Annotated in this window: 22 protein-coding genes; 18 read left to right on the top strand and 4 right to left on the bottom strand. The window is 68.3% G+C overall.

Annotated elements, in window-relative coordinates; all coding sequences use genetic code 11:
* From HYZ11_08145 to HYZ11_08180, 8 genes are all read left to right on the top strand, one after another.
* Positions 1-1,157 (top strand): hypothetical protein (locus HYZ11_08145; GenBank protein ID MBI3127557.1); only part of this gene is annotated, 1,157 nt, incomplete at its 5' end.
* A gap of 206 nt (positions 1,158-1,363) precedes the next feature.
* Positions 1,364-2,773: an insulinase family protein gene (locus tag HYZ11_08150; GenBank protein ID MBI3127558.1), complete on the top strand. Its 1,410-nt coding sequence runs from the start codon at positions 1,364-1,366 to the stop codon at positions 2,771-2,773.
* 3 nt (positions 2,774-2,776) lie between these two features.
* Positions 2,777-4,123, top strand: coding sequence for an insulinase family protein (locus HYZ11_08155; GenBank protein ID MBI3127559.1), 1,347 nt, complete (start codon positions 2,777-2,779; stop codon positions 4,121-4,123).
* Between the two features lie 43 nt (positions 4,124-4,166).
* Positions 4,167-4,562 (top strand): RidA family protein, encoded by a 396-nt coding sequence (locus HYZ11_08160; protein MBI3127560.1) that lies wholly within the window; start codon positions 4,167-4,169, stop codon positions 4,560-4,562.
* Positions 4,563-4,622: 60 nt separating this feature from the next.
* Entirely contained in the window at positions 4,623-5,072 is a 450-nt protein-coding gene (locus HYZ11_08165; GenBank protein ID MBI3127561.1) for a GatB/YqeY domain-containing protein, read from the top strand.
* Positions 5,065-5,472 carry a cupin domain-containing protein gene (locus tag HYZ11_08170; protein MBI3127562.1) on the top strand — a complete coding sequence of 136 codons (408 nt, stop codon included), beginning with the start codon at positions 5,065-5,067 and terminating at the stop codon, positions 5,470-5,472. Before HYZ11_08165 ends, HYZ11_08170 begins: the two co-directional genes overlap by 8 nt.
* Before the next feature lie 49 nt (positions 5,473-5,521).
* The gene (locus HYZ11_08175; protein ID MBI3127563.1) at positions 5,522-5,938 is read left to right on the top strand and encodes a gamma-glutamylcyclotransferase; all 417 of its coding nucleotides are present in this window, start codon (positions 5,522-5,524) and stop codon (positions 5,936-5,938) included.
* Positions 5,939-6,093: 155 nt separating this feature from the next.
* Positions 6,094-6,744: a hypothetical protein gene (locus tag HYZ11_08180; GenBank protein MBI3127564.1), complete on the top strand. Its 651-nt coding sequence runs from the start codon at positions 6,094-6,096 to the stop codon at positions 6,742-6,744.
* Between the two features lie 3 nt (positions 6,745-6,747).
* Here HYZ11_08180 and HYZ11_08185 read toward each other — a convergent pair whose 3' ends face one another.
* The 4 genes from HYZ11_08185 to HYZ11_08200 all read right to left on the bottom strand — a co-directional run bounded on the left by HYZ11_08185 (position 6,748) and on the right by HYZ11_08200 (position 8,906).
* A complete protein-coding gene (locus HYZ11_08185; protein MBI3127565.1) occupies positions 6,748-7,008 on the bottom strand; it encodes a hypothetical protein in 261 nt (86 codons plus the stop codon).
* 433 nt (positions 7,009-7,441) lie between these two features.
* Complete coding sequence (locus HYZ11_08190; GenBank protein MBI3127566.1) at positions 7,442-8,011, bottom strand: peroxiredoxin; 570 nt, start codon at positions 8,009-8,011, stop codon at positions 7,442-7,444.
* A gap of 74 nt (positions 8,012-8,085) precedes the next feature.
* A complete protein-coding gene (locus tag HYZ11_08195) occupies positions 8,086-8,457 on the bottom strand; it encodes a cupin domain-containing protein (GenBank protein MBI3127567.1) in 372 nt (123 codons plus the stop codon).
* A gap of 62 nt (positions 8,458-8,519) precedes the next feature.
* The gene (locus HYZ11_08200; GenBank protein MBI3127568.1) at positions 8,520-8,906 is read right to left on the bottom strand and encodes a RidA family protein; all 387 of its coding nucleotides are present in this window, start codon (positions 8,904-8,906) and stop codon (positions 8,520-8,522) included.
* Between the two features lie 239 nt (positions 8,907-9,145).
* On the opposite strand from HYZ11_08200, the gene HYZ11_08205 reads away from it, so the two are divergent.
* From HYZ11_08205 to HYZ11_08250, 10 genes are all read left to right on the top strand, one after another.
* Positions 9,146-9,508 carry a sulfite exporter TauE/SafE family protein gene (locus HYZ11_08205; GenBank protein ID MBI3127569.1) on the top strand — a complete coding sequence of 121 codons (363 nt, stop codon included), beginning with the start codon at positions 9,146-9,148 and terminating at the stop codon, positions 9,506-9,508.
* A 1,204-nt stretch (positions 9,509-10,712) separates the two neighbouring features.
* Positions 10,713-10,943 carry a helix-turn-helix domain-containing protein gene (locus tag HYZ11_08210; GenBank protein ID MBI3127570.1) on the top strand — a complete coding sequence of 77 codons (231 nt, stop codon included), beginning with the start codon at positions 10,713-10,715 and terminating at the stop codon, positions 10,941-10,943.
* A gap of 643 nt (positions 10,944-11,586) precedes the next feature.
* Positions 11,587-11,934, top strand: a complete 348-nt coding sequence (locus HYZ11_08215; GenBank protein ID MBI3127571.1) for a hypothetical protein — start codon at positions 11,587-11,589, stop codon at positions 11,932-11,934.
* Positions 11,931-12,209, top strand: a complete 279-nt coding sequence (locus tag HYZ11_08220) for a helix-turn-helix domain-containing protein (GenBank protein ID MBI3127572.1) — start codon at positions 11,931-11,933, stop codon at positions 12,207-12,209. Before HYZ11_08215 ends, HYZ11_08220 begins: the two co-directional genes overlap by 4 nt.
* A 91-nt stretch (positions 12,210-12,300) precedes the next feature.
* On the top strand, positions 12,301-13,920 hold the full coding sequence (locus HYZ11_08225; GenBank protein ID MBI3127573.1) for a hypothetical protein: 1,620 nt from the start codon (positions 12,301-12,303) through the stop codon (positions 13,918-13,920).
* 187 nt (positions 13,921-14,107) lie between these two features.
* Positions 14,108-17,029 carry a hypothetical protein gene (locus HYZ11_08230; protein ID MBI3127574.1) on the top strand — a complete coding sequence of 974 codons (2,922 nt, stop codon included), beginning with the start codon at positions 14,108-14,110 and terminating at the stop codon, positions 17,027-17,029.
* Positions 17,030-17,047: 18 nt separating this feature from the next.
* Positions 17,048-17,446 carry a hypothetical protein gene (locus HYZ11_08235; GenBank protein ID MBI3127575.1) on the top strand — a complete coding sequence of 133 codons (399 nt, stop codon included), beginning with the start codon at positions 17,048-17,050 and terminating at the stop codon, positions 17,444-17,446.
* 31 nt (positions 17,447-17,477) lie between these two features.
* Entirely contained in the window at positions 17,478-17,759 is a 282-nt protein-coding gene (locus HYZ11_08240; protein ID MBI3127576.1) for a hypothetical protein, read from the top strand.
* A 33-nt stretch (positions 17,760-17,792) separates the two neighbouring features.
* On the top strand, positions 17,793-18,149 hold the full coding sequence (locus HYZ11_08245; protein MBI3127577.1) for a hypothetical protein: 357 nt from the start codon (positions 17,793-17,795) through the stop codon (positions 18,147-18,149).
* Positions 18,150-18,433: 284 nt separating this feature from the next.
* Entirely contained in the window at positions 18,434-18,952 is a 519-nt protein-coding gene (locus tag HYZ11_08250) for an HK97 gp10 family phage protein (GenBank protein ID MBI3127578.1), read from the top strand.
* The last annotated feature ends 5 nt before the right edge of the window (positions 18,953-18,957 follow it).

Genomic DNA, 18,957 nt, shown 5'->3' on the forward strand with positions numbered 1-18,957 from the left:
AAATCAACGCCCGGCTGAACTCCTGCCAGAGGGTCCAGCCCGCCGACCGGCGCGACGACTGCGTGCGCTCGGCCCTGGGATTGCCCCAGCCCCCGCCGCCCGTTGCGGGGCACCCCTCCTGCAACCTCCTGCCTCCGCAGGAGCGGGGCCTCTGCGTCCAGCGCCTCAACGAACGCCGGGCCGCCTGCGACCGCCAGCCCAACCCCCAGGCGCGCCAGGCCTGCTTCAGCGCCTTCAGCCAAATCAACGCCCGGCTGAACTCCTGCCAGAGGGTCCAGCCCGCCGACCGGCGCGACGACTGCGTGCGCTCGGCCCTGGGAATCCCGCCACAGCCCGCCGGCGGCATCAACGTAGCGGCCATCTGCGGCCTCTTGCCTCCCCCGGAGCGCGGCCTCTGCGGCCAGCGCTTCAACGACCAGCAGGCCAATTGCAACCGGCAACCGAACCCCCAGGCCCGCCAGGCCTGCCTGAATTCCTTCAACGCCCGCCTCGGCAACTGCCCCCGGGTGGCCCCCGCCCAGCGCGACGACTGCGTGAGAGCGGGCCTGGGGCTCCCCCGGCCCGCCGCCATCAACGTAGCGGCCACCTGCGGACTCCTGCCTCCCCCGGAGCGCGGCCTCTGCAGCCAGCGCATCAACGAGCGGCAAGGGGCCTGCAACCGCCAGCCCAACCCCCAGGCGCGCGAGGCCTGTATCCGCTCCCTCGCCACCCGCCTGGAGAGCTGCCCCCGGGTGGCTCCGGCGCAGCGCGACGACTGCGTGCGCTCGGCCCTGGGCCTGCCCCAGCCCGCCGGCGGCATCAACGTCGCGGCCACCTGCGGCCTCCTGCCTCCCCCGGAGCGCGGCCTCTGCGGCCAGCGCATCAACGAGCGGCAAGGGGCCTGCAACCGCCAGCCCAACCCCCAGGCGCGCGAGGCCTGCGTCCGCTCCCTCGCCAGCCGCTTGGAGAGCTGCCCCCGGGTGGCTCCCGCCCAGCGCGACGATTGCGTGCGCTCGGCCCTGGGGCTCGGTTCTCCCGTGACAGGCCAGCTGAATTCCCTTCGCGGCCAGCTCAACAACATCCGTGCCCAGGCCCAAAGGCTCTGCGGACAGATGCCGCCGCAGGAGCGGGCCGCCTGCGTCCGCAGTCTCTATCCCCCGGCCCCTCCGTCGAACTAGGCGGCCGGAAGGTTCGATCCGCCGGAAGGTTCGATCCGCCGTTTCATGAAGCCGGCCCCCGCGCCCCCGGGCGCGGGGGCCGGCCCGCTTCGGGCAGCGGCCGCTTGGCCCGTTCCCGGAATTGCCTGCGGGCCTTATCCCGTGGAGAATGGGGCCTCCCGCGTTGCCGGGGATTTTCCAAGCCGCCAGAAGATAAAGGAGTCCGGATGCGCCGCGCGCTGGGCCTGCTCCTCCTATGGACCGTCCTTCTCGCCACCTCCCTCTCGTGGGCGGGCGGGGGCGGCGCCGAATCGCCGCTCCTCCGGGTGCCCTGGAAGGTGACCGAGCACCGCCTCCCGAACGGGATGCGGGCCCTCCTCCTTCCCGACAAGCGCGCCCCGGCCGTGGTCTTCCTGGTCTGGTACCAGGTGGGCAGCCGCGAGGAGCGGGCCGGGAAGACCGGCCTCGCCCACCTCCTCGAGCACATGATGTTCCGGGGGACGAAGGAGCGCTCGGGCAAGGAGTTCAGCAACCTCATCAAGCGGAACGGCGGCAGCCACAACGCCTTCACCAGCTACGACTACACCGCCTACTACGAGCGGATGCCCGCCGACCGGCTCGAGCTCGTCATGCAGCTCGAGGCCGACCGCATGGTGAACCTCGAGCTAAGGAAGGAGGACTTCGAGCCGGAGAAGAACGTGGTGCTCGAGGAGCGCCGCACCCGGACCGACGACTCCCCGACCTCCCTGCTCTTCGAGCAGGTCCAGGCGGCCGCCTTTACCGCCCATCCCTACCGCAACCCCATCATCGGCTGGGAGAGGGACATCCGCTCCCTCGGGCTGGACGACCTGCGGGAGTTCTACCGGCGCTACTACGACCCGGCGAACGCCATCGCCGTCATCGTGGGGGATTTCGAGCCGGAGCAGGCCGTCCGCCTGCTGGAGAAGCACTTCGGCCCCGTCCCCACCCGCAAGCCCGCCGGGCGGCCCGCGTTCCAGCAGAACGCCGAGCGGGTGGAGCGGCGCGTCGTCGTCCGGAAGGAGGCGGAACTGCCCTACCTCTCCATGGCCCATCACGCCCCCCACTGGAAGAGCGGGGACGGCCACGCCCTCGCCATGCTCGAGGCCGTCCTGGGCGGAGGGGAGACGAGCCGCCTCCACCAGCGCCTCGTGCGCAGGGACCAGATCGCCCTGAGCGCCGGGGCCGACTACACCTACATCTCCGTGGACCCGGGCCTCTTCTATCTCTTCGCCCAGCCCGTCCCCGGCAAGAAAGCCGAGGAGGTCGAGCGCGCCATCCAGGAGGAGCTGGACCGCCTCATCAAGGAGGGCGTCACCCGGGAGGAGCTGGACCGCGCCCTGCGCAGCGTGGAGGCGCAGACCGTCTTCTCCATGGACAATCCCTTCTACCGGGCCATGCTCCTGGGCCGGGCGGCCGTGGCGGGCGACTGGCGGCTGGTGGAGAGCTTCCTGCCGGGGCTCGCCAAGGTGAAGCCCGAGGATGTCGTGCGGGTGGCGAAGGCCTACCTCGGCCCCGAGGCGCGGACGACGGGGGTGCTGGTGCCGCTGCCCCTGGAGCGGAAGCCCCGGCGGCCTCCCGCGAGCCTGCCTCACGGCCCAGCCGACGGAGGGCGGTGAGCCATGCCTGCGACGAGAGAACGCCTCTTCCGCGCCTTTTTCCTGGCCCTCCTCCTCGCCGGGCTCCTGGCCCCGGGCGCGTCCCGGGCCGCCCTGCGCTACGACCGCGAGGAGCTGCCGGGAGGGGCGGTGCTGCTGGTCAAGGAATCGCCCGAGCTCCCGATGGTCAACGTCCAGATCTCGCTCGACGCGGGGAGCCGCCGCGAGCCCCCCGGCAAGGCGGGGCTGGCCCAGATGACGGCCAGCCTCCTCGCGCGGGGCGCCGCGGGCAAGAACGCCCTGGAGATCGCCAAGCTGAACGACGCCCTCGGCGGCGGCGCGGGGGTGAGCGCCGGGAGGGACCACGTCACGGCCTCCCTCAAGGTCCTCACCCGCGACCTGGAGGAGGGCGCCGGGCTCCTGGCCGACATCCTGCGGCGGCCGGCGTTCCCCCCCGATGAGATCGAGAAGACCCGGAGCCAGACCCTCGGCTCGCTGCGCAAGCAGCAGGACCGGCCCGGCTACCTGGCCGGCTTGGCCTTCCGGCGGGAGCTGTACGGGAACACCGCCGAGGGGAGGCAGGTGGAGGGGAGCCCGGAAACAGTCCCCCTGATCCGCCGGGAGGACATCCAGGCCTTCCACCGGAACTGGTACGGCATGAAGGGCGCCATCTTCGTCTTCGTGGGGGACATCACCCTCCAGCGGGCCCGCGACATCGTGCTTCAGCACTTCCAGGGCTGGGAGGCGAAGGGGGGAGAAGCCCCCAGCCCTCCCCTGCCGCCCGCGCCCAAGGGCCTGAAGGCGGTCAAGGTCGACCGCCCCCTCACCCAGGCCACCGTGGTGCTCGGGAACCGCTCCCTCACGAGGAAGAACCCCGACTTCTACGCCGCCCGCGTGATGAACTACATCCTCGGCGGCGGGGGCTTCGAGAGCTGGCTGATGAACAACCTGCGCGAGCAGAAGGGCCTCGTCTACGGCGTCTACAGCATGTTCGAGTCGGACGCCGACTCGGGGCTGTGGCGGCTCGTCCTCCAGACCAAGAACGAGAGCGCCAACCAGGCCATCGACGAGTCCCTCGTGGAGGTGCGGCGGATGCAGGAATCCGGCATCTCCGAGCAGCAGCTCGAGGAGGCGAAAGCGTTCATCACCGGCAGCTTCGCCACCCAGTTCTCCTCCTCCGGCCGCATCGCGGACTTCATCCTCTCCGTCGAGCGGCTGGGCTTCGACCCCGGCTACGCCGACCGCTACCCCCAGCTCATCCGCGCCGTCACCCGCGAGCAGGTCCAGGAGGCGGCGCGCAAGCACATCAAACTGGACGAGGCCGTTCTCGCGGTGGTGGGGAACATGGCCGAGGCGAAGCTCAAGCGTTGACCCCGGTCCCGCGCGAGGCGCCCGGCCGGCAGGGAGGAGACGGATGAAGCGCAGCGTCATTCAGCCCCAGGGGGTGGCCAAGCCGGCCGGCCACTACTCCCACGGCGTCATCGTCGAGGACGCCCGCCGCACCCTCTACGTGGCCGGGCAGGTCGCCCTCGACGAGGCCGGGAAGCTCGTGGGGGCGGGCGACATCGAGGCCCAGACGCGCCAAGTCATGCGGAACATCCAGCGGGTGGTGGAGGCGGCGGGCGGGCGGATGGAGGACGTCGCCAAGACCACCGTGTTCACCACCAGGCTCGAGTACCGGGGGCCCATCGGCAAGGTCCGCCAGGAGTTCTTCAAGGGCGCCCCTCCGGGCAACACATTCCTGGTGATATCGAGCCTCGCCGACCCCGGCTTCCTGGTCGAGATCGAGGCCATCGCGCCCCTGCCCTAGGGTAAACGCCCCACTTTACAAGGGACGCGCGCTTTGCCAACGTGAACGGCGGAGGGGACAATGGCGGGAATCCGGGAGCGCCTCGCGGAAGACATGAAGGCCGCCATGCGGGAGAAGAACGAGCTTCGCCTCGGCACCGTCCGCATGATCCGCTCCGAGATACTGAACAAGGACAAGGAGCACGGCGTGGAGGCGGGCGAGGAGGACATCCTCAAAGTCCTCCAGGGGATGGTCAAGAAGCGGGAGGAGGCGGCCGAGCAGTTCGAGAAGGGGGGCCGGCCCGAGCTCGCCCGGAAGGAACGCGCGGAGGCTGTCATCGTGCAGTCCTACCTCCCCGTGCAGGTGAGCGACGACGAGCTGCGCGCGGCCGCGCGGACCGCCATCGCCGAGACCGGCGCCTCCACGATGAAGGACATGGGCAAGGTCATGGGCGTCCTCTCCAAGCGCCTGTCGGGGCGGGCCGCCGGCGGCCGGATCAGCCAGGCGGTGAAGGAGCTGCTAGGTGGATGAGTCCTGGGACGAAGGCGTGAAGCCGGCCTACCGCATCGAGAACGTGATCAGCGCCCTGGGCTGCGGGCCCGAGGTGGAGGAGATCGCCTCCATCCTCTCGGAGCGCGAGTACCGCATCTTCGAGGTGGAGCAGCCGCCCGGCGCCTTCATCCCCTACCACGCCCACGAGGAGGAGGAGGCCATCGTCGTCCTCGACGGCCGGATGCAGTTCAACGTCGAGGAGGAGCTCGTCCCCCTCCGGAAGGGCGAGATGATCACCATCCGCGCCGAGGCCGTCCACGCCGCCGCCACCGTCGGCCGCCGCGCGGCCAGGCTCCTCATCGCCTTCGCCCAGGCGGCGAAGCCCGCGCCGGAGCCCGGCTGGGAGGCCGAGGACGAGGACGACTCCCGCGGCGCTTGAGCCCAGCGTCCCCTACTTCGCCTACGGGGCCAACCTCTCCCTCGCGGCCATGCGCCGCCGTTGCCCGCGCGGCGAGCCCCTGGGCGCCGCCCGCCTGGGCGGCCACGCCCTCCGCATCGCCCTGCCCCTCGATCACCCGCCCGGCCAAGGCTTCGCCACCGTCGTCCCCGCCCCGGGCGCCTTCGTGCCGGGGGCCCTCTTCCGGCTCGGCCCGGGCGACCTCGCGGCCCTCGACGCCTACGAGGACTGCCCCGCCCTCTACCTCCGCGAGGAGCTCCCCGTCGAGGACCTCTCGGCCCCGGGCGGGAGCCGCGAGGTGCGCGCGGCGCTCTACCGGATGCGCGGGCCCCTGCGCCCCGCCCGCCCCCGCCCCGATTACGTCCAGACGCTGCGGGAGGGCTACACGGATTTCGGCCTGCCGCTGGAGGCGTTGGAGGCGGCGCTTGGGGAGGCGGGAATTCCGTAGGGGCAGGCCCCCGCGCGACGCGTCGCGCGGAGGCCCCAAATTCGACGCCTGTCCCTCGGCCAAGGGCGGCCACGGGGGGCCGCCCTACATATGCCTTGCCCTCCGTCCGTGCCGGGAATAGGATACCCTCTGCCACCTGTAAAGGAACCTCCGCCATGACGTCCCGCCTCCTCATCCTGACCGCTTGGATCGCGCTCGCCCCCGCCGCGCTCGGCGGGTGCGCCTCGACCGAGATCGCCAAGGGGGACGTGCTGCGGGTGGACCGCCGCGAGCTCCCGGCCGAGGGCCAGGGCCACCGCCTCCTCCACCGGGGCCCCGGGGCGGGCGCGATGGCCCTCGAGACGGTGCGCCTCTGCCCCGTGCAGGAGCGGCGCATCTACCAGGAGGTGGAGGTGCGGCGGGAGTCGGCCGCCCTCGCCGCCGTCAGCGGGGTGGGGTGCGGCGTCCAGAAGTTCGGCGAGATCGCCAACCTCACCACGGGCCGCAACGTCGTCAACCGCTCGAGCTGCACCGGCGAGAGCTTCACCGGCCGCCAGCTCACCGGCCGCACCATCGAGGGCCCCTGGGAGATCGTCCGCCGCGAGCCCTGCGGGGCGGGCGAGCCCCCGCGCGCGGGGGAGCGGCTCGGCCTCTTCGTCATCCGTAGCGGGGAGCGGCGCGAGTACGCGCTCGGCGGGGGCGGGCGCTTCCAGGTCTCGGCGGACGACCTGGCCAAGCTCCGCATCTACTTCACGCTGCTCAAGGACATCGAGGTCGAGGCCTCCCACGCGGGGAAGACCTGGCGGCAGAAGATCGACCTCGAATAGGCGTCACCCGTTCAGCCACCAGATGAAAAGGACGGCCAGGCCGATCAGGATGGCCACCGCCGCGAGATCGGAGAGGACGCTCCGCTTCTCGTCGTACTGGCCCGAGATGATGCCCTTCCGGTCGATGCTCCCCCCGCAGGACGGGCACGCCACGGCCGAGGGGCCGAAGACGACGAAGCCCGCCGCCTCCCCGAGCACCTGATCTGCCTCGCTCTTGGTCAGCAGCGCGTTGCAGTGCGGACAGCGGAACTGCGGGTTCGCCATCGCGCCCTCCCCCGGGCTTCCTGGTCAGACCACGCCGACCCGTCTTTTGATGGGCTTTTTCCGTCAATAACCGTTACTAAGCGTTATTTCCCCCCTCCTTGAACTTGCGCCCATCAGTTCCCGTGACGGGCGTTTTTCATGCGCTTTTCCCCTTAATTTCCCTCAATATCCCTCAATTTCCGCGACGGGCACCAGCCCTTTCTCCCCCCCGACGGGATTTTTCCCGTAGGGGCGAACCTCGTGTTCGCCCGTCCTTTCAGGGGGGGCGATGACAAGCATCGCCCCTACGGACGCGCCCCCCGGGGCGAATATACGTCCTCCGCCCGGAAGGCCACTTACCCCATTTTCGCGCAATTTCGCGCACCTTCATGCACCGGGGAAAAAGATGGCATGACAGGCAAGTGACTTTCCCGGCGGGAAGGGCGGGCCGCAATCAGATTTTGTTCCCGGAGAGCCAGGCGATGACCTCTCCGGCGTTCCTGTCGGGCGGAAAGACGGGATAGAAGACCTTTTCTATCCCGCCGTCCCGGAGGATGAGCGTCAGGCGCTTGAGCAGCGTCATCCCCCCGAACTCGAAGACGGGCAGCCGGAGCGCCCCGGCGAAGGCGAGTTCCGCATCGCTTAAAAGCTCAAAGGGCAGGTGGAGCCGGTCCCGCGCCTCGCGCTGCTGGTCCGCCGGCTGGGCGCTCAGGCCGAGCACCCCCGCGCCGAGCGTTTTGATCTCCTCGAAGTGATCCCGGAACGCACAGGACTGCGGCGTGCACCCCCGCGCGCCCGGAATCTCGTTCCACCCCACGGAGCGTTTCTTTGCGGGATCCCCCGTGCGCGGGTAGCAATAGACAACCGTCCGGCCGGGCAGGGCGCTCAGGTCCACCCTCCCGCCCCCCGTCGAGGGAAGCTGGACCGCGGGCAGCCTCATCCCCGGCAGATGATCGCACGCACCATCGTCCACCGGAACGGGGAGATTGTCCGGGAGCTTATATAGGTCCTCGGTTCCGGACATGGGTTTTCTCCCATGAGTCGGGATTCCGGTTTCCTGGGGGAAACGGGCCCGGCCCCGGGGGCCGCTCTCCCCGCTCAGCTCCCTGTCGGCACCACCCCTGCCGGCTCGACCATCAGGATCACGCTCCGCTCGGGGGCCCGCGTGCGGTGCATGACCCCGCGCGGCACGGTGAACCCCTGCCGCGGCGCGAGCTCCACCGTCCGGCCCTCCAGATCGATCACGAACCGGCCCTCGACGACGTAGAAGAACTCGTCCTCCTCATCGTGCTTGTGCCAGTGGAACTCCCCCTGCATGACGCCCAGGCGCACCACGCTGTCGTTGACCCGGCAGAGCGTCTGGTTGTACCAGGGGTCCTTGCAGGCGTCGGCGAGCGCCTGGACGTCGAAGCGCTCCAGGGGGCCGAAACGGACATCGAGGTTGATCGCATACTTGGCTTGAGCGTCCATGCAGGGCCTCCCCATATAAATTTTCCGCGCCGGAAGACGGCCCGCCCGGACGGGCTTCCTCCTCAATCCCGGATGACCGCGACCGCCTCGATCTCGACCAGGAACTTGGGCGAGGCGAGCTTGGCCTCGACGGTGGTGCGGCCCGGCTTGTCCTTGCCGAAGACCTCAGCGTAGACCTCGTTCATGGCGGCGAAGTCCCCGATGTCCCGGAGGAAGACCGTGGTCTTCATCACGTCGGCCAGGGTGGCGCCCCCCTCCCGGAGCACGGCCTCGACGTTCTTCAAGACCTGCCGGGTCTGGGCACGCACGTCCCCCTCGCCGATGACGTTGTTGTCCCGGTCCACCGCCACCTGGCCCGCCGTGAAGACGAAGGGCCCGCGCTTCGTCCCCGGCACATAAGGGTAAGGGGGGACGCGCACGCTGGCGGGCTGAAGCTGGATCTTGGGCATCTGGGTACTCCTCCTTGGATTCGGGACGCGCAGGATTTATTCTACTTTGAACCACCCCCCCAAGACCTCCCCCCCTGAGGGGGGAAGGAAGCTCCGCCCCCCCTTTGGGGGGAGGGTCGGGTCCATGCGGACCCGACAGAGGCCCGATGGGGGGATTAAAAAAATCCTGTCTATGCCCGCATTTTACCGTTTTTCACACGTCTTCGCGCAAGGGGGGCCGGCGCGGCCGGGGAGGATGAATGGACTTTTACGCCTGGATACTGCTGCTGCTGGGGTTCACCGCCGGGACGCTCAATTCCTCGATCGGCCTGGGCTGGGGGGTCATCAACATTCCCGTCCTCATGATGCTGCCCACCCTCACCGCCCGGCAGGCCGTGGCCCTCTCGATCGTGACCGGAATCTTCGCGAACGGGGCGGCCACCCTGGAGAACACCCGCCACGGGCTGGTGCACTGGAACTACGCGCTCATGATGGGGCTGGGAGGCATCGGGGGCGGGGTGCTCGGAGCCTATTTCCTGCGCAACCTGCCCGCCCTCACCCTCAAGCGCATCATCGGCGCCCTGGTGATCGTTTTGGGGGCGAGGATGCTGCTGGGGCGATGACGGGCGAGGTACGTAGGGGCGCACGGCCGTGTGCCCCTACAGATTCGTATCGCTGGCAATTCTTGGGCGCCGGCTGCCACCGGCGGCAATCCTCTGCCCTGTCCGCCTGTAGGGGCGTATTGCAATACGCCCCTACGGCAACCTCGGCGTATTCGTCCGTAGGGGCGGGGCGTGCCTCGCCCTACAAAATCCGCTCCTTCACCTCCGAACCAGCCCCATCAAACTTCTCCCCGCCCACCTGATCCCCTTCCAGACCGGATTGGGGCACGACTCACGAGGGAGGAAAAAGACAGGAAAATCAATGAGACGAGGCAATGTGTGATAGCATCGTTTGACCTGGGATGTCGCTTAGAGGCAACCCCGGCGCAACAAAGCGGAACATGAGCAATTGGTGCGGGGGGAGGCTGGCGAGTGCCAACTTCCCCCCGCCATCACCCTTCCGGAGCCCGCGAGGAGCCGCGGACGATGAAAACCCCACAACGGCCCCGCCTCACATTCGACCTCCGGAAACCCATCGGTCCCCAGGTTCTGCAGCAGTATTTTCGGGTCCTTCACGAGATGAATGGGGGCGACCCAATACCCGACCGTCTGCATCCCTACAATTGGCCCGACCCCATCCGTGAAATAGCCGAACGGGTAAGAGGGGAGCCTCTGCCCTCAGACCCAGATGCCACTGTCCCATGCGAGCCCTTTGATGCGGTGCTCCTGAGCGTTCGGGAAGTCCTTTCGGACATCGCCAACTTGGGGTTGCAGAAATCGCTGCGCGGCCTCCGGGCCGGGGCATCGTCTCATGCCGGGGTAGAAATAGCCTGGAAGTCGGTCAACCGAATGATCGATGGATCCCGGGGAGCAACCCTCCGCGTCCGAGGAGGGACGATCCGCACGGCAGGACGGCTTGGGAGCCTCGTTGTCGGCGTTGTCGAATCCCTGAAAGCGAGTGGATTCAAGACGGGGGAAGCCTACATTGCGGCCTCGGAAATCCTGGCCTACTTCGCCCCCGAGCTATTCCCTAAGGCCCCCACCCGTGAATGGGTGGGCCGGACCTACCGAAAGCATCAGCGACCTACCATCACATAAAGACCCCTCTTTTACCTCACCACCTCGCATAACTGCACTTTTATGACCTCGATATTCGAGCATGCCCTCCCTTACGTTGATGGGCGGTGATAGTCGTTCATCAACGATGGGGGCGGAAATGGAGAGGATGTTAAGCGTTGAAGAGGTAGCGAAGCTTTTGGGTGTTGCCCCAGGGACGATCTACCGCCGCCTGAAACTTGGCGGCGTTGGTCTCCCGGCTTTCGTCCGGGTGGGCGTGCAGTGGCGCACGCCCGAGGGCGAAGTTCGTAGGTTCATTGATTCACAGCTTGAGGCGATGCGCCAAGTCGAAGCACATGCCGACGTCCAGCCGGCAGCGGTTGGCGAAGGGGCCAGGTAATGCCTCCCCGCTACGGCAACCTCCCCAACACGCCCGAGCTGCGAGAGGCGCTCAGCACCTCGGATCGCGGGCTCCGGTGGCGAGTCTTGCTCGCAGCTTGCGTGGGTCGCGATTTCGAGTCGGGGGAGGTCTTTGGCTGGCGCGCTGGGGTCATGCGAACTGTCGGGCTTGACCCCGAGGACAAGGCGGATTCGGCGACCTTTGCCCGCGCCGTACGTTGGCTCGAGGAGAGGGGATTGGGTCACCGCACCAGAGGCGGCCGCGGCTTTGTTCTGCCCTGGAAAATCCAACCCTCAGAGCTACCCCAACCCTCAGAGCTACTACAACCCCTAGAGCTAGTAAATGGTAGCCATGGGGGCTTGGCGGCAAAGCTCCAGGGGCTAGGAAATGGTAGCCTCCAGGGCTACAGGGTTCATAACCCCGAACAGAAAGATCTTTCAGGGCCGGGAGCCGCTGCGCCCCGTGGGGGCGCGGCTCCGGCTGAAGAGCCAAAAAAATCTGAACAAAAAACATTCGCCGAAGTCCGCGCTGAGGTCCAAGCCACCCCGCCCTTCGCGCGCCCGACGGCGGCCCGCAAGTTGGCCGCTCTCCATGGTTTTGAGCCGGCAGAACTGCTCGCCGAGAATGGCGCGGAGGTGGCCCGATGACCACGACCCGCATGGCCGAGGTCAGGGCACTCGCCTTCGAGCTCGCCTCGATGGAGCGAGAAGCGAGAAATGCTCGCCTCACGTCGGTCGAAAGAGAGCGTGGCCGCACCTTCCGGGTCGCCGTCGTGGACGCCATCCTCGAACTCCGGCCGGAGCTAAATCGGGCGAATCGGCCCCAGGCTCGGGAGGCTGAGATCCGGGCGGCCGCGGAGAAGCTCCTCGAGCTGGAGCGCGAGGAGCGTAGAGCCCACCTGACGAAGCTCGGGGTCGCCCACGGGGTCGGATTTCAACGCCAGGTCTGCGATGCTCTGATCGGGTTACTCGCCCAGCGAGTTGCCTCATGACGGCCTCCCGGCCCGAGTGGCCCGCCTTCATGAGCCCCTCCACGGCGGCCCGTTTCGCCGACGTCAGCCGGCGGACCATCTTCCGCTGGATCGAGGATGGCTTGCCCTGCGCGAGGGTCAACAAGGTGGTTCGGATCCGCATGGAGGCTCTCGAGGCCTGGCTCGCCGGCCAGAGCCCCGAGGAGGAGATCAGCCCCGCCGCTCGCGCGGCGGCAGCGGAGCTCCTGGGCCGCATCGGGAAGGGTCTCGCCGGCGCGGGGAAGGCGGGGCGATGAAAGCAATTTTCGCAACCCAGGCGGTGGGGAAACGCGAAAAAGTCCGGTCCAAGGGCGGGATCCACTTCCCCATCGAAAGGGAGGGCGCCTGATGGGCCTCCCCGCGTTTTTCTACGCGACCCCCGTCGGAGACGACACCACGGTCCGGGTCTCGTGCCAGCGCGAGCCCATCGCCGGCTTCGTCACCAAGACGGGCTCGGGCTCCGCCGTCATGAGCTTCTCCGTCGACGCCCAGGGCTCCTCCATGAGGACCCTGCGCGGCTACGAGATCGAGGAGTACATCGTCCAGGTCAACGACGTGAGCGGCGGGACCGAGGTGGGCCAGGCCAAGTTCCGCTGGCGCCGAGCCTCGGACTCGACATGGCAAGCCTCCGGCGTCACCACCTCGGTATCCGCGGTCGCCCTCTCCGACGGGGTCTCGGTCTGGTGGACAGCGGGCAGCGGGGCCGACTTCGCGTCGAAGGACGAGTGGCGGTTCCGGCTCGTCCACCCGTGGGGAAAGGGCCGGCTCTTCTCCCGGGACCCCAACACGAAGTGGAGGAGCGGCCTGGCGGGGGCGACGGCGGCCCAAAGCGCGTACGTGAGCCTCGACTGGGGGGCGTCCCAGACCTTCGACGCGATCATCCTGCACGACCACAACCTGACCAGCGCGGCCGTCCTCACTCTCAAGGGCTACACCGGGACGGACCCCGAGCCCTTCCTGGATGATTTTCAAATCATGAAGGTGCGGGCCGACGGAACCAGCTACGACGACAAAACCCGCCAGGGGCTCAACGAGGATGGGGCAAACCTGGGCTTCTCCCCACAGGGCGCCTCCACCTTCTACGACTTCATCGGCCGACGGGCCGCCTTCACCACGATCACCGTTGCCGGGATCGCGGCCGCGGCCGTCTTCACCGGCTCCGGAGCGATGCAGCTCGTCGTCCAGTACTGGAACGGCTCCGCGTGGACCGCCGTCTCGAACCTGACCGACGGGACCGCCTCGGGGGGGGACACCTGCCAGCAGGACGGGACCGTCACCTTCGACCTGCCGGGCGACTGGGCGGCCGGGGGCAGCTTCCCGGCCGGGGCCGCGAACGACGACGTCCCGGAGTTCTACTACGTCCGGATCTCGGTCGTCCCCACCGTGGACAAGGTGGTCACGACCATCGACGACGCGGAGCGGACCGTCCCCTACGCGATCACCGCCGCCTCCTTCACCGAGACCCTCACGTGGGAGACGGGGACCATCCTGCACCGCACCACCGGGACCCGCACGGCCCGCTCCGTCCGCTTGGTGATTCAAGATGGTGGCAACACCGACGTCTACCACCAGATCCATGAGTTCTTCGTGGGGACCGAGACGGAGCTCTCGACGGCGGCCCCCCAGGAGGAGACGCGGAGCCACGATCCGATCACCTCGGTGCGCACCCTCGTCTCGGGGGCCGATCACGAGGTGCTGGGGAACGTGACCCGGCCCGTCTCGCTCCGGCTCCGGCTCTCCGACGCCGACCGGAACTCGCTCCTCGAGGTCCACGCAGACTGCTTCGACTCGGTGGGGGCCCGGCTCAAGCCCTTCTTCTTCGCCCAGGACCGGGACGGGGCCGGGGCCGACCTCGTCCTGGCGGTCTTCGCGGGGCCCGTCCGCACCCTCAACGATCTCGGGATCGGATCGGCGGCCCGCTGGGAGGTCGAGCTCGAGCTCGAGGAGGCAGTGAAAGGGAGGAGCTGATGGCAACCCCCGCGGCAAGGCGGTGCGAAAAGGGCCGGAATCAGGGCCATGAACCTTTTGAGGAAGGAATGCCCGAGTGAGCACACAATTGAAATTCCAAGTCGGGGCGGACATCTCCCCGGCCGTCGCTCAGCTCGCGCGGCTCAAAGGGGTCGCGGCCGAAAGCTTCCGTGGCATGAGTTCGGCCATGTCGCCGATCACCTCCCTCTTCAAGGGCATGGCCTCAGCCATCGGAAACGTCGTCACCACCATGCTCGGGATGCTGGGGGCCCAGGGCCTCTCCGCCCTCATCGGTAAGGTCGCCGACTTCGCCAGGGGGGCCGTCGAGACCGCGGGCAGCGTCGAGGCCCTCCAGCTCCGCCTCAGCGTCATGCTGGGGAGCACCGAGGCCGCCTCCGCCGCCTTCGACAAGTTCCAGTCCGTGGCCGCCAAGGTCCCCTTCTCGCTCGAGCAGGTCATCCAGAGCGGGGTCCAGCTCCAGGCCTTCCTGACGGGGACCGGCTTCAAGGCGGAGGACCTCTCCGAGGGCATGGCGGATCTCGCCGCCTTCATGGGGGTCGACATGACCCTGGCCTCCCAGAGCTTCGGGCGGGCCATGGCCCAGGGCGCCGGCGCCGCCGACATTCTGCGGGAGCGGGGCGTCCTCAACGTCATCCGCGCCTTCCGCGACATGCGGGGCGAGATGAAGGACATCACCGAGATCTCGATCGAGGAGTTCCGCCGGGATCTCATCGATCTCGTCACGAACCCCACCCACGGCATCGCGGGGATGAGCGACAAGCTGGCCTCGACCTGGGGGGGCGTCCTCTCCATGCTCGAGGACGCCATGTTCGAGCTCAAGCGCGGGATCGGGGACGCGCTCCTTCCCACCCTCAAGGAGCTCGTCAACGAGACCATCATCCCGGCCGTGAAGGCGACGTCGCAATGGGTCAAGGAAAACCAGGAGCTGATCAAGACCGACTTTATCGAATGGTTGAAGCGGTCAGTGGCCATCGGAAAGGAGATGGCTACCTGGCTCGGCGACGTCGTCGGATTCGTCACGAAGTGGACCGGCATCCAGGCCGCCTCCCGGGCCGTATGGGAGGCGAACGAGTCAGCCATCGACACCTGGGGCAAGACCCTCGTTGCGGGGGGCGCCACCCTCGAAGAGTTCACCACGATCATGAGGGAGAAGGGCGTCAAGGGCACCAACGAGATGATCCAGGTCATGGCCCGTGCCGGCGTCGGGGCGGGGAAGCTCACGCTCGAGTTCAAGAAAGCCGTCCGGGACATGCCCGACATCCTGGATGAGCAGGACGTCACCGCCGCGGACCGGTCCCAGCTCGACAAGCTGCTGGGAGAGCGGGCCGCCTTCGAGCGGAAGAAGCTCCGGATCGCTTCTGAGGTCCAGGCCCAGATCAACGCCCTCGCGGGGGACGGCACCGCCATCTACAAGGTCGAGCTCGAGAAGCAGGTCGGGGAACTCAAGTCAAAGAACGTCACCGAGATCGACGCCCGCCGGCTCGCCGCGGCCCAGCGGGAGGCCGTCGAGCGCAAAGTCACGGCCACCATCGCCGGCCTGCGGGGGGACGAGGAGGCCACCTTCCGGCTCGGGCTCCAGAAGGAGCTGGCCGATCTCGGGAAGCAGGGGGTCTCGAAGGGGCTCCTCAAGCAGTACGAGACGGCCCGCCTCACCGACTTCGCGAAGAAGCAGCGTCAGGAGGAGGAGAAGATCCGGGACGACGCCATGAAGCAGTTCCAGGCCGAGACCGACGCCCGGATGAAGATGGGGGAGGACCTCCTCGAGTTCGTCACCGAGGGGGCGAAAAAGGCGGATCACGAGATCCGCCTCATCGACGGAGGCTACACCGAGTGGGTCCGCCGGGAGCGCCAGAAGCGGCGGGAGGCCATCGAGGCCGAGTACGGTGCCTCCGAGAGCACGGCCCGGCTCTTCGCCGCCCGCGAGAAGCAGGTGATCCGGGACGCCCAGGCCGACATCGCCGCGGCCTACGGGGACACGACCGCACAGGCCGAGGTCCAGGTCCGGAAGAAGTTTGAGGCGGTCCTCGCCGCCACCTTGGACGAGCGCACGGCCACCGCCGCGGCCGAGGCCGAGAAGCTCCGGCTCTCCCGGGGCTTCTTCGACGGGTTCAGCCAGGGCCTCATTGAGCTGCGCCAGCGGACCTCGGACTTCGCCTCGATCTCGAAGGGCTTCATCATCTCCGCCTTCGACGCGAGCCGCCGCTTCCTGAGCGACGGCTTCTTCTCCGCCCTCACCGGGGACTTCAAAGCGCTCGAGAAGCTCCCCCAGCAGTTCGCCAACTCCATGATCCGGGCGTTCGCCGACATGAGCGCCCAGCTCGTCACCAACACCGCCTTCCAGTTCCTGTTCGGGACGGCCGGCAAGACGGGGGGCGGGGGGGGCAGCCAGGTCGCCACCTTCGGGGGCGTGCTGGGCGGGCTCGGCCAGATGCTGGGCTTCGGCGGGGGGCAGGGCGGGGGCGGGTTCGACTTCCTCAAGACCGGCTCCAGCATCCTCGGCCTCTTCACCGGCGGGGTCGGGGGCGCCCTCCTCGCCGGCGGGCTCGGCCTGGCCGGCGGATTCGGCCTCAGCAAGCTCTTCGGGGGGAAGGACGACCCCTTCAAGGGCACCAACATGAGCGGGGCCATCACCGGCCAGATCCAGCAGGCCGCGGCGAACCTCCTGATCGCCAAGGGGATCGCCCCGGACCAGGCCAGGCTCAACCAGATCGCGAACGAGTACTTCGCCTTCGCCGGATCGGACAACATGGACCTCTTCGGCGCCTTCATGGCGTCGGGGCGGCTCAACGACCTGCTGCGGGCCAAGTTCCCCGGCTTCAAGCGCGGCGGCTTCTTCGACGTCGGCGGGGTGGGCGGGCCCGACTCCCAGCTCATCGCCTTCCTCGCCAGCCCGGGCGAGCGCGTCTCCGTGCGTCCTCCGGGTGGAGACCATGTGGCCGGTGGCGGATCCGCCACCTACAACGTCACGGTGAACGTGAGCGGGCAGAACCTATCCGACCCTGAGGCCGTCGCGCGGGCCGTCGGAAGGGAGATGCGGAGCGAGCTCTCGCGGCTCGACCGGAGGACCCTCGCGCCCGTCCAGAGGTAGAGATTGTGGAGGTTGACGATGGCAAAGAATGTGACACCTGAAATCGCAGAGCTGTGGGAACAAATGGTCGCGGTCGAGACCAAGTTACGGGCCCGGCCATTCGGGAAGCGGTCCAAGGAAGAGCGGGACGGCATCTCCGCCGAGATTCTGGGAATCCAGGCGGACCTGCAGCTCCATGCACCGCGCACCCTCTGGGATGTCGCGGTGTTCATCAAGATCGGCCAGGCCTGCGTCCTCAGCCAGTTTCAGCGGGCCGCATCCAAGTTGGAGCCCGGCGAGGCCCAGCAGATTCGAGAGGGCCTCGAGATCATTGAGGCTGCATGGACGGCAGTCCGGAAGATGGCGGAGGCGGAGGAGTTCGCCGGGCGCGACTCCAGCGCAGGCAAGGCGCCTACGGACAAGGAAAACAAGGGCTGAGTCATTTCTCACACAAAGAGGGGATCGGAGAATGGATCCGAAGACCTGCAGAAAGCGCTTGCACCTCGCGCTGCGCACCATTTCCCAGGACACCCTGGTGAAGCACGCGGGGTTGCGGCTGAATTTCGGCCCCAATGACCTGACGGACGTGAAATTGACCCCGGCGCCGAAGGGCTCCGAGGGCATCAACTTTGGTTCCTTTCAGCAGGCCATGGCAGCGGCCGTGGACGCTCTGACCGAGGAAGCCCTTGGCAAGGGCAGATCGGTTTCGTTGACCTTCGCCGATGGCAAGGTGGCGACAGAAATTCTCTGACCACAGAGGCGCGGAAGCGCCGGGAGGAAACAGATGAGCACAGAGCTTGAGCGACGGAACGCCGTCCTCGGCATGGACGTCTTCGGTGGTCACCTCGAGGAGAAGAACGCACCTGCGGAAACTGACCGCGAGCTCGAGCACAAGAAGCTCGGCGCCCGGCTCCTCCGGGAGTCCGGCCTGCCGCAGTCGGTTCTCAGCTCCCTCTTCCTCCAACAGGTCTCCGAGGCGTCCGACGAGGCGGCGATAAGGGCCCTCATCGAGGACCGCCGCCTGGCCACGCTGCCGGCGGACTCGGCCCGCAAGCGAGCTGCCATCTCGCTGCCCGTATTTGGCGGCCCCCTTCGCGAGGATGAGCGGGAGTTCGCGATCCGGGAGGGGCTCATCAGGTAGTCGGCGCGGCGGACTTTCGCCATCGAGGCCAGCGAATGATGCCGCGGTGCGCACCCCGAAACCCCTGCCGGGATGGCCTCCCCGGCGGGGGTGGACGGGCCGAATCCCTCCCCGCCGCCCCTGTGGGATCGTCCATCTTCCTCCGATGGACGGTCCCCCGAAGGGCAGGGGCGGCGGGCCAGGGAGGCCCCTGGGGACAGCGGGACGCGAAGCCTACCGAGGATCGGGTGACGATGGGGCCGCGGCACTGAAAAGCGCGCGCGTTTTAGAATGGGGGCAAGAAATTGGCACAGCCGCAGCCAGTGAACCTCACGGCGAATTTGCCCGAGTTCAACCGGTTCGTCGACGGCGTGATCGCGAAGCTGGGGGATCCCCGCGGCGAGGTACTGGACCGGACCCTCCGCGCCATCGCCCTCAAGCTGCTCGACCGGATCATCAAGAAGAGCCCGGTCGACACGGGCCGCTCCCGGGCCGCCTGGTACGTCGCCATCCGGCGGCTCGGGGGGAGCGGGAACCCGGGGGGCGACCCCAAGGCCGTAGAGGACGGGCTGGCCAAGGGCGATCTCCGGTGGGGGGGCGGCTGGCTCCGGCCCCGCTTCATCGAGGTCATCAACGGGGTCAACTATGCGATCTGGCTCGAGATGGGCCACTCCCGGCAGGCCCCCTCGGGGATGGTGCGGATCTCGATGCTTGAGATGGCAGGCCGCCGGGAGATGGAAAAGGAGCTGATGGAGAACATCCGCACAGCCTGGCTCACCGAGTCGCGCAAGGTATCGAGCGGACTCACGGGCCGCACTTTTTAGGGAGA

Source organism: Candidatus Tectomicrobia bacterium (assembly GCA_016192135.1).
Lineage (GTDB): Bacteria > UBA8248 > UBA8248 > UBA8248 > UBA8248 > 2-12-FULL-69-37.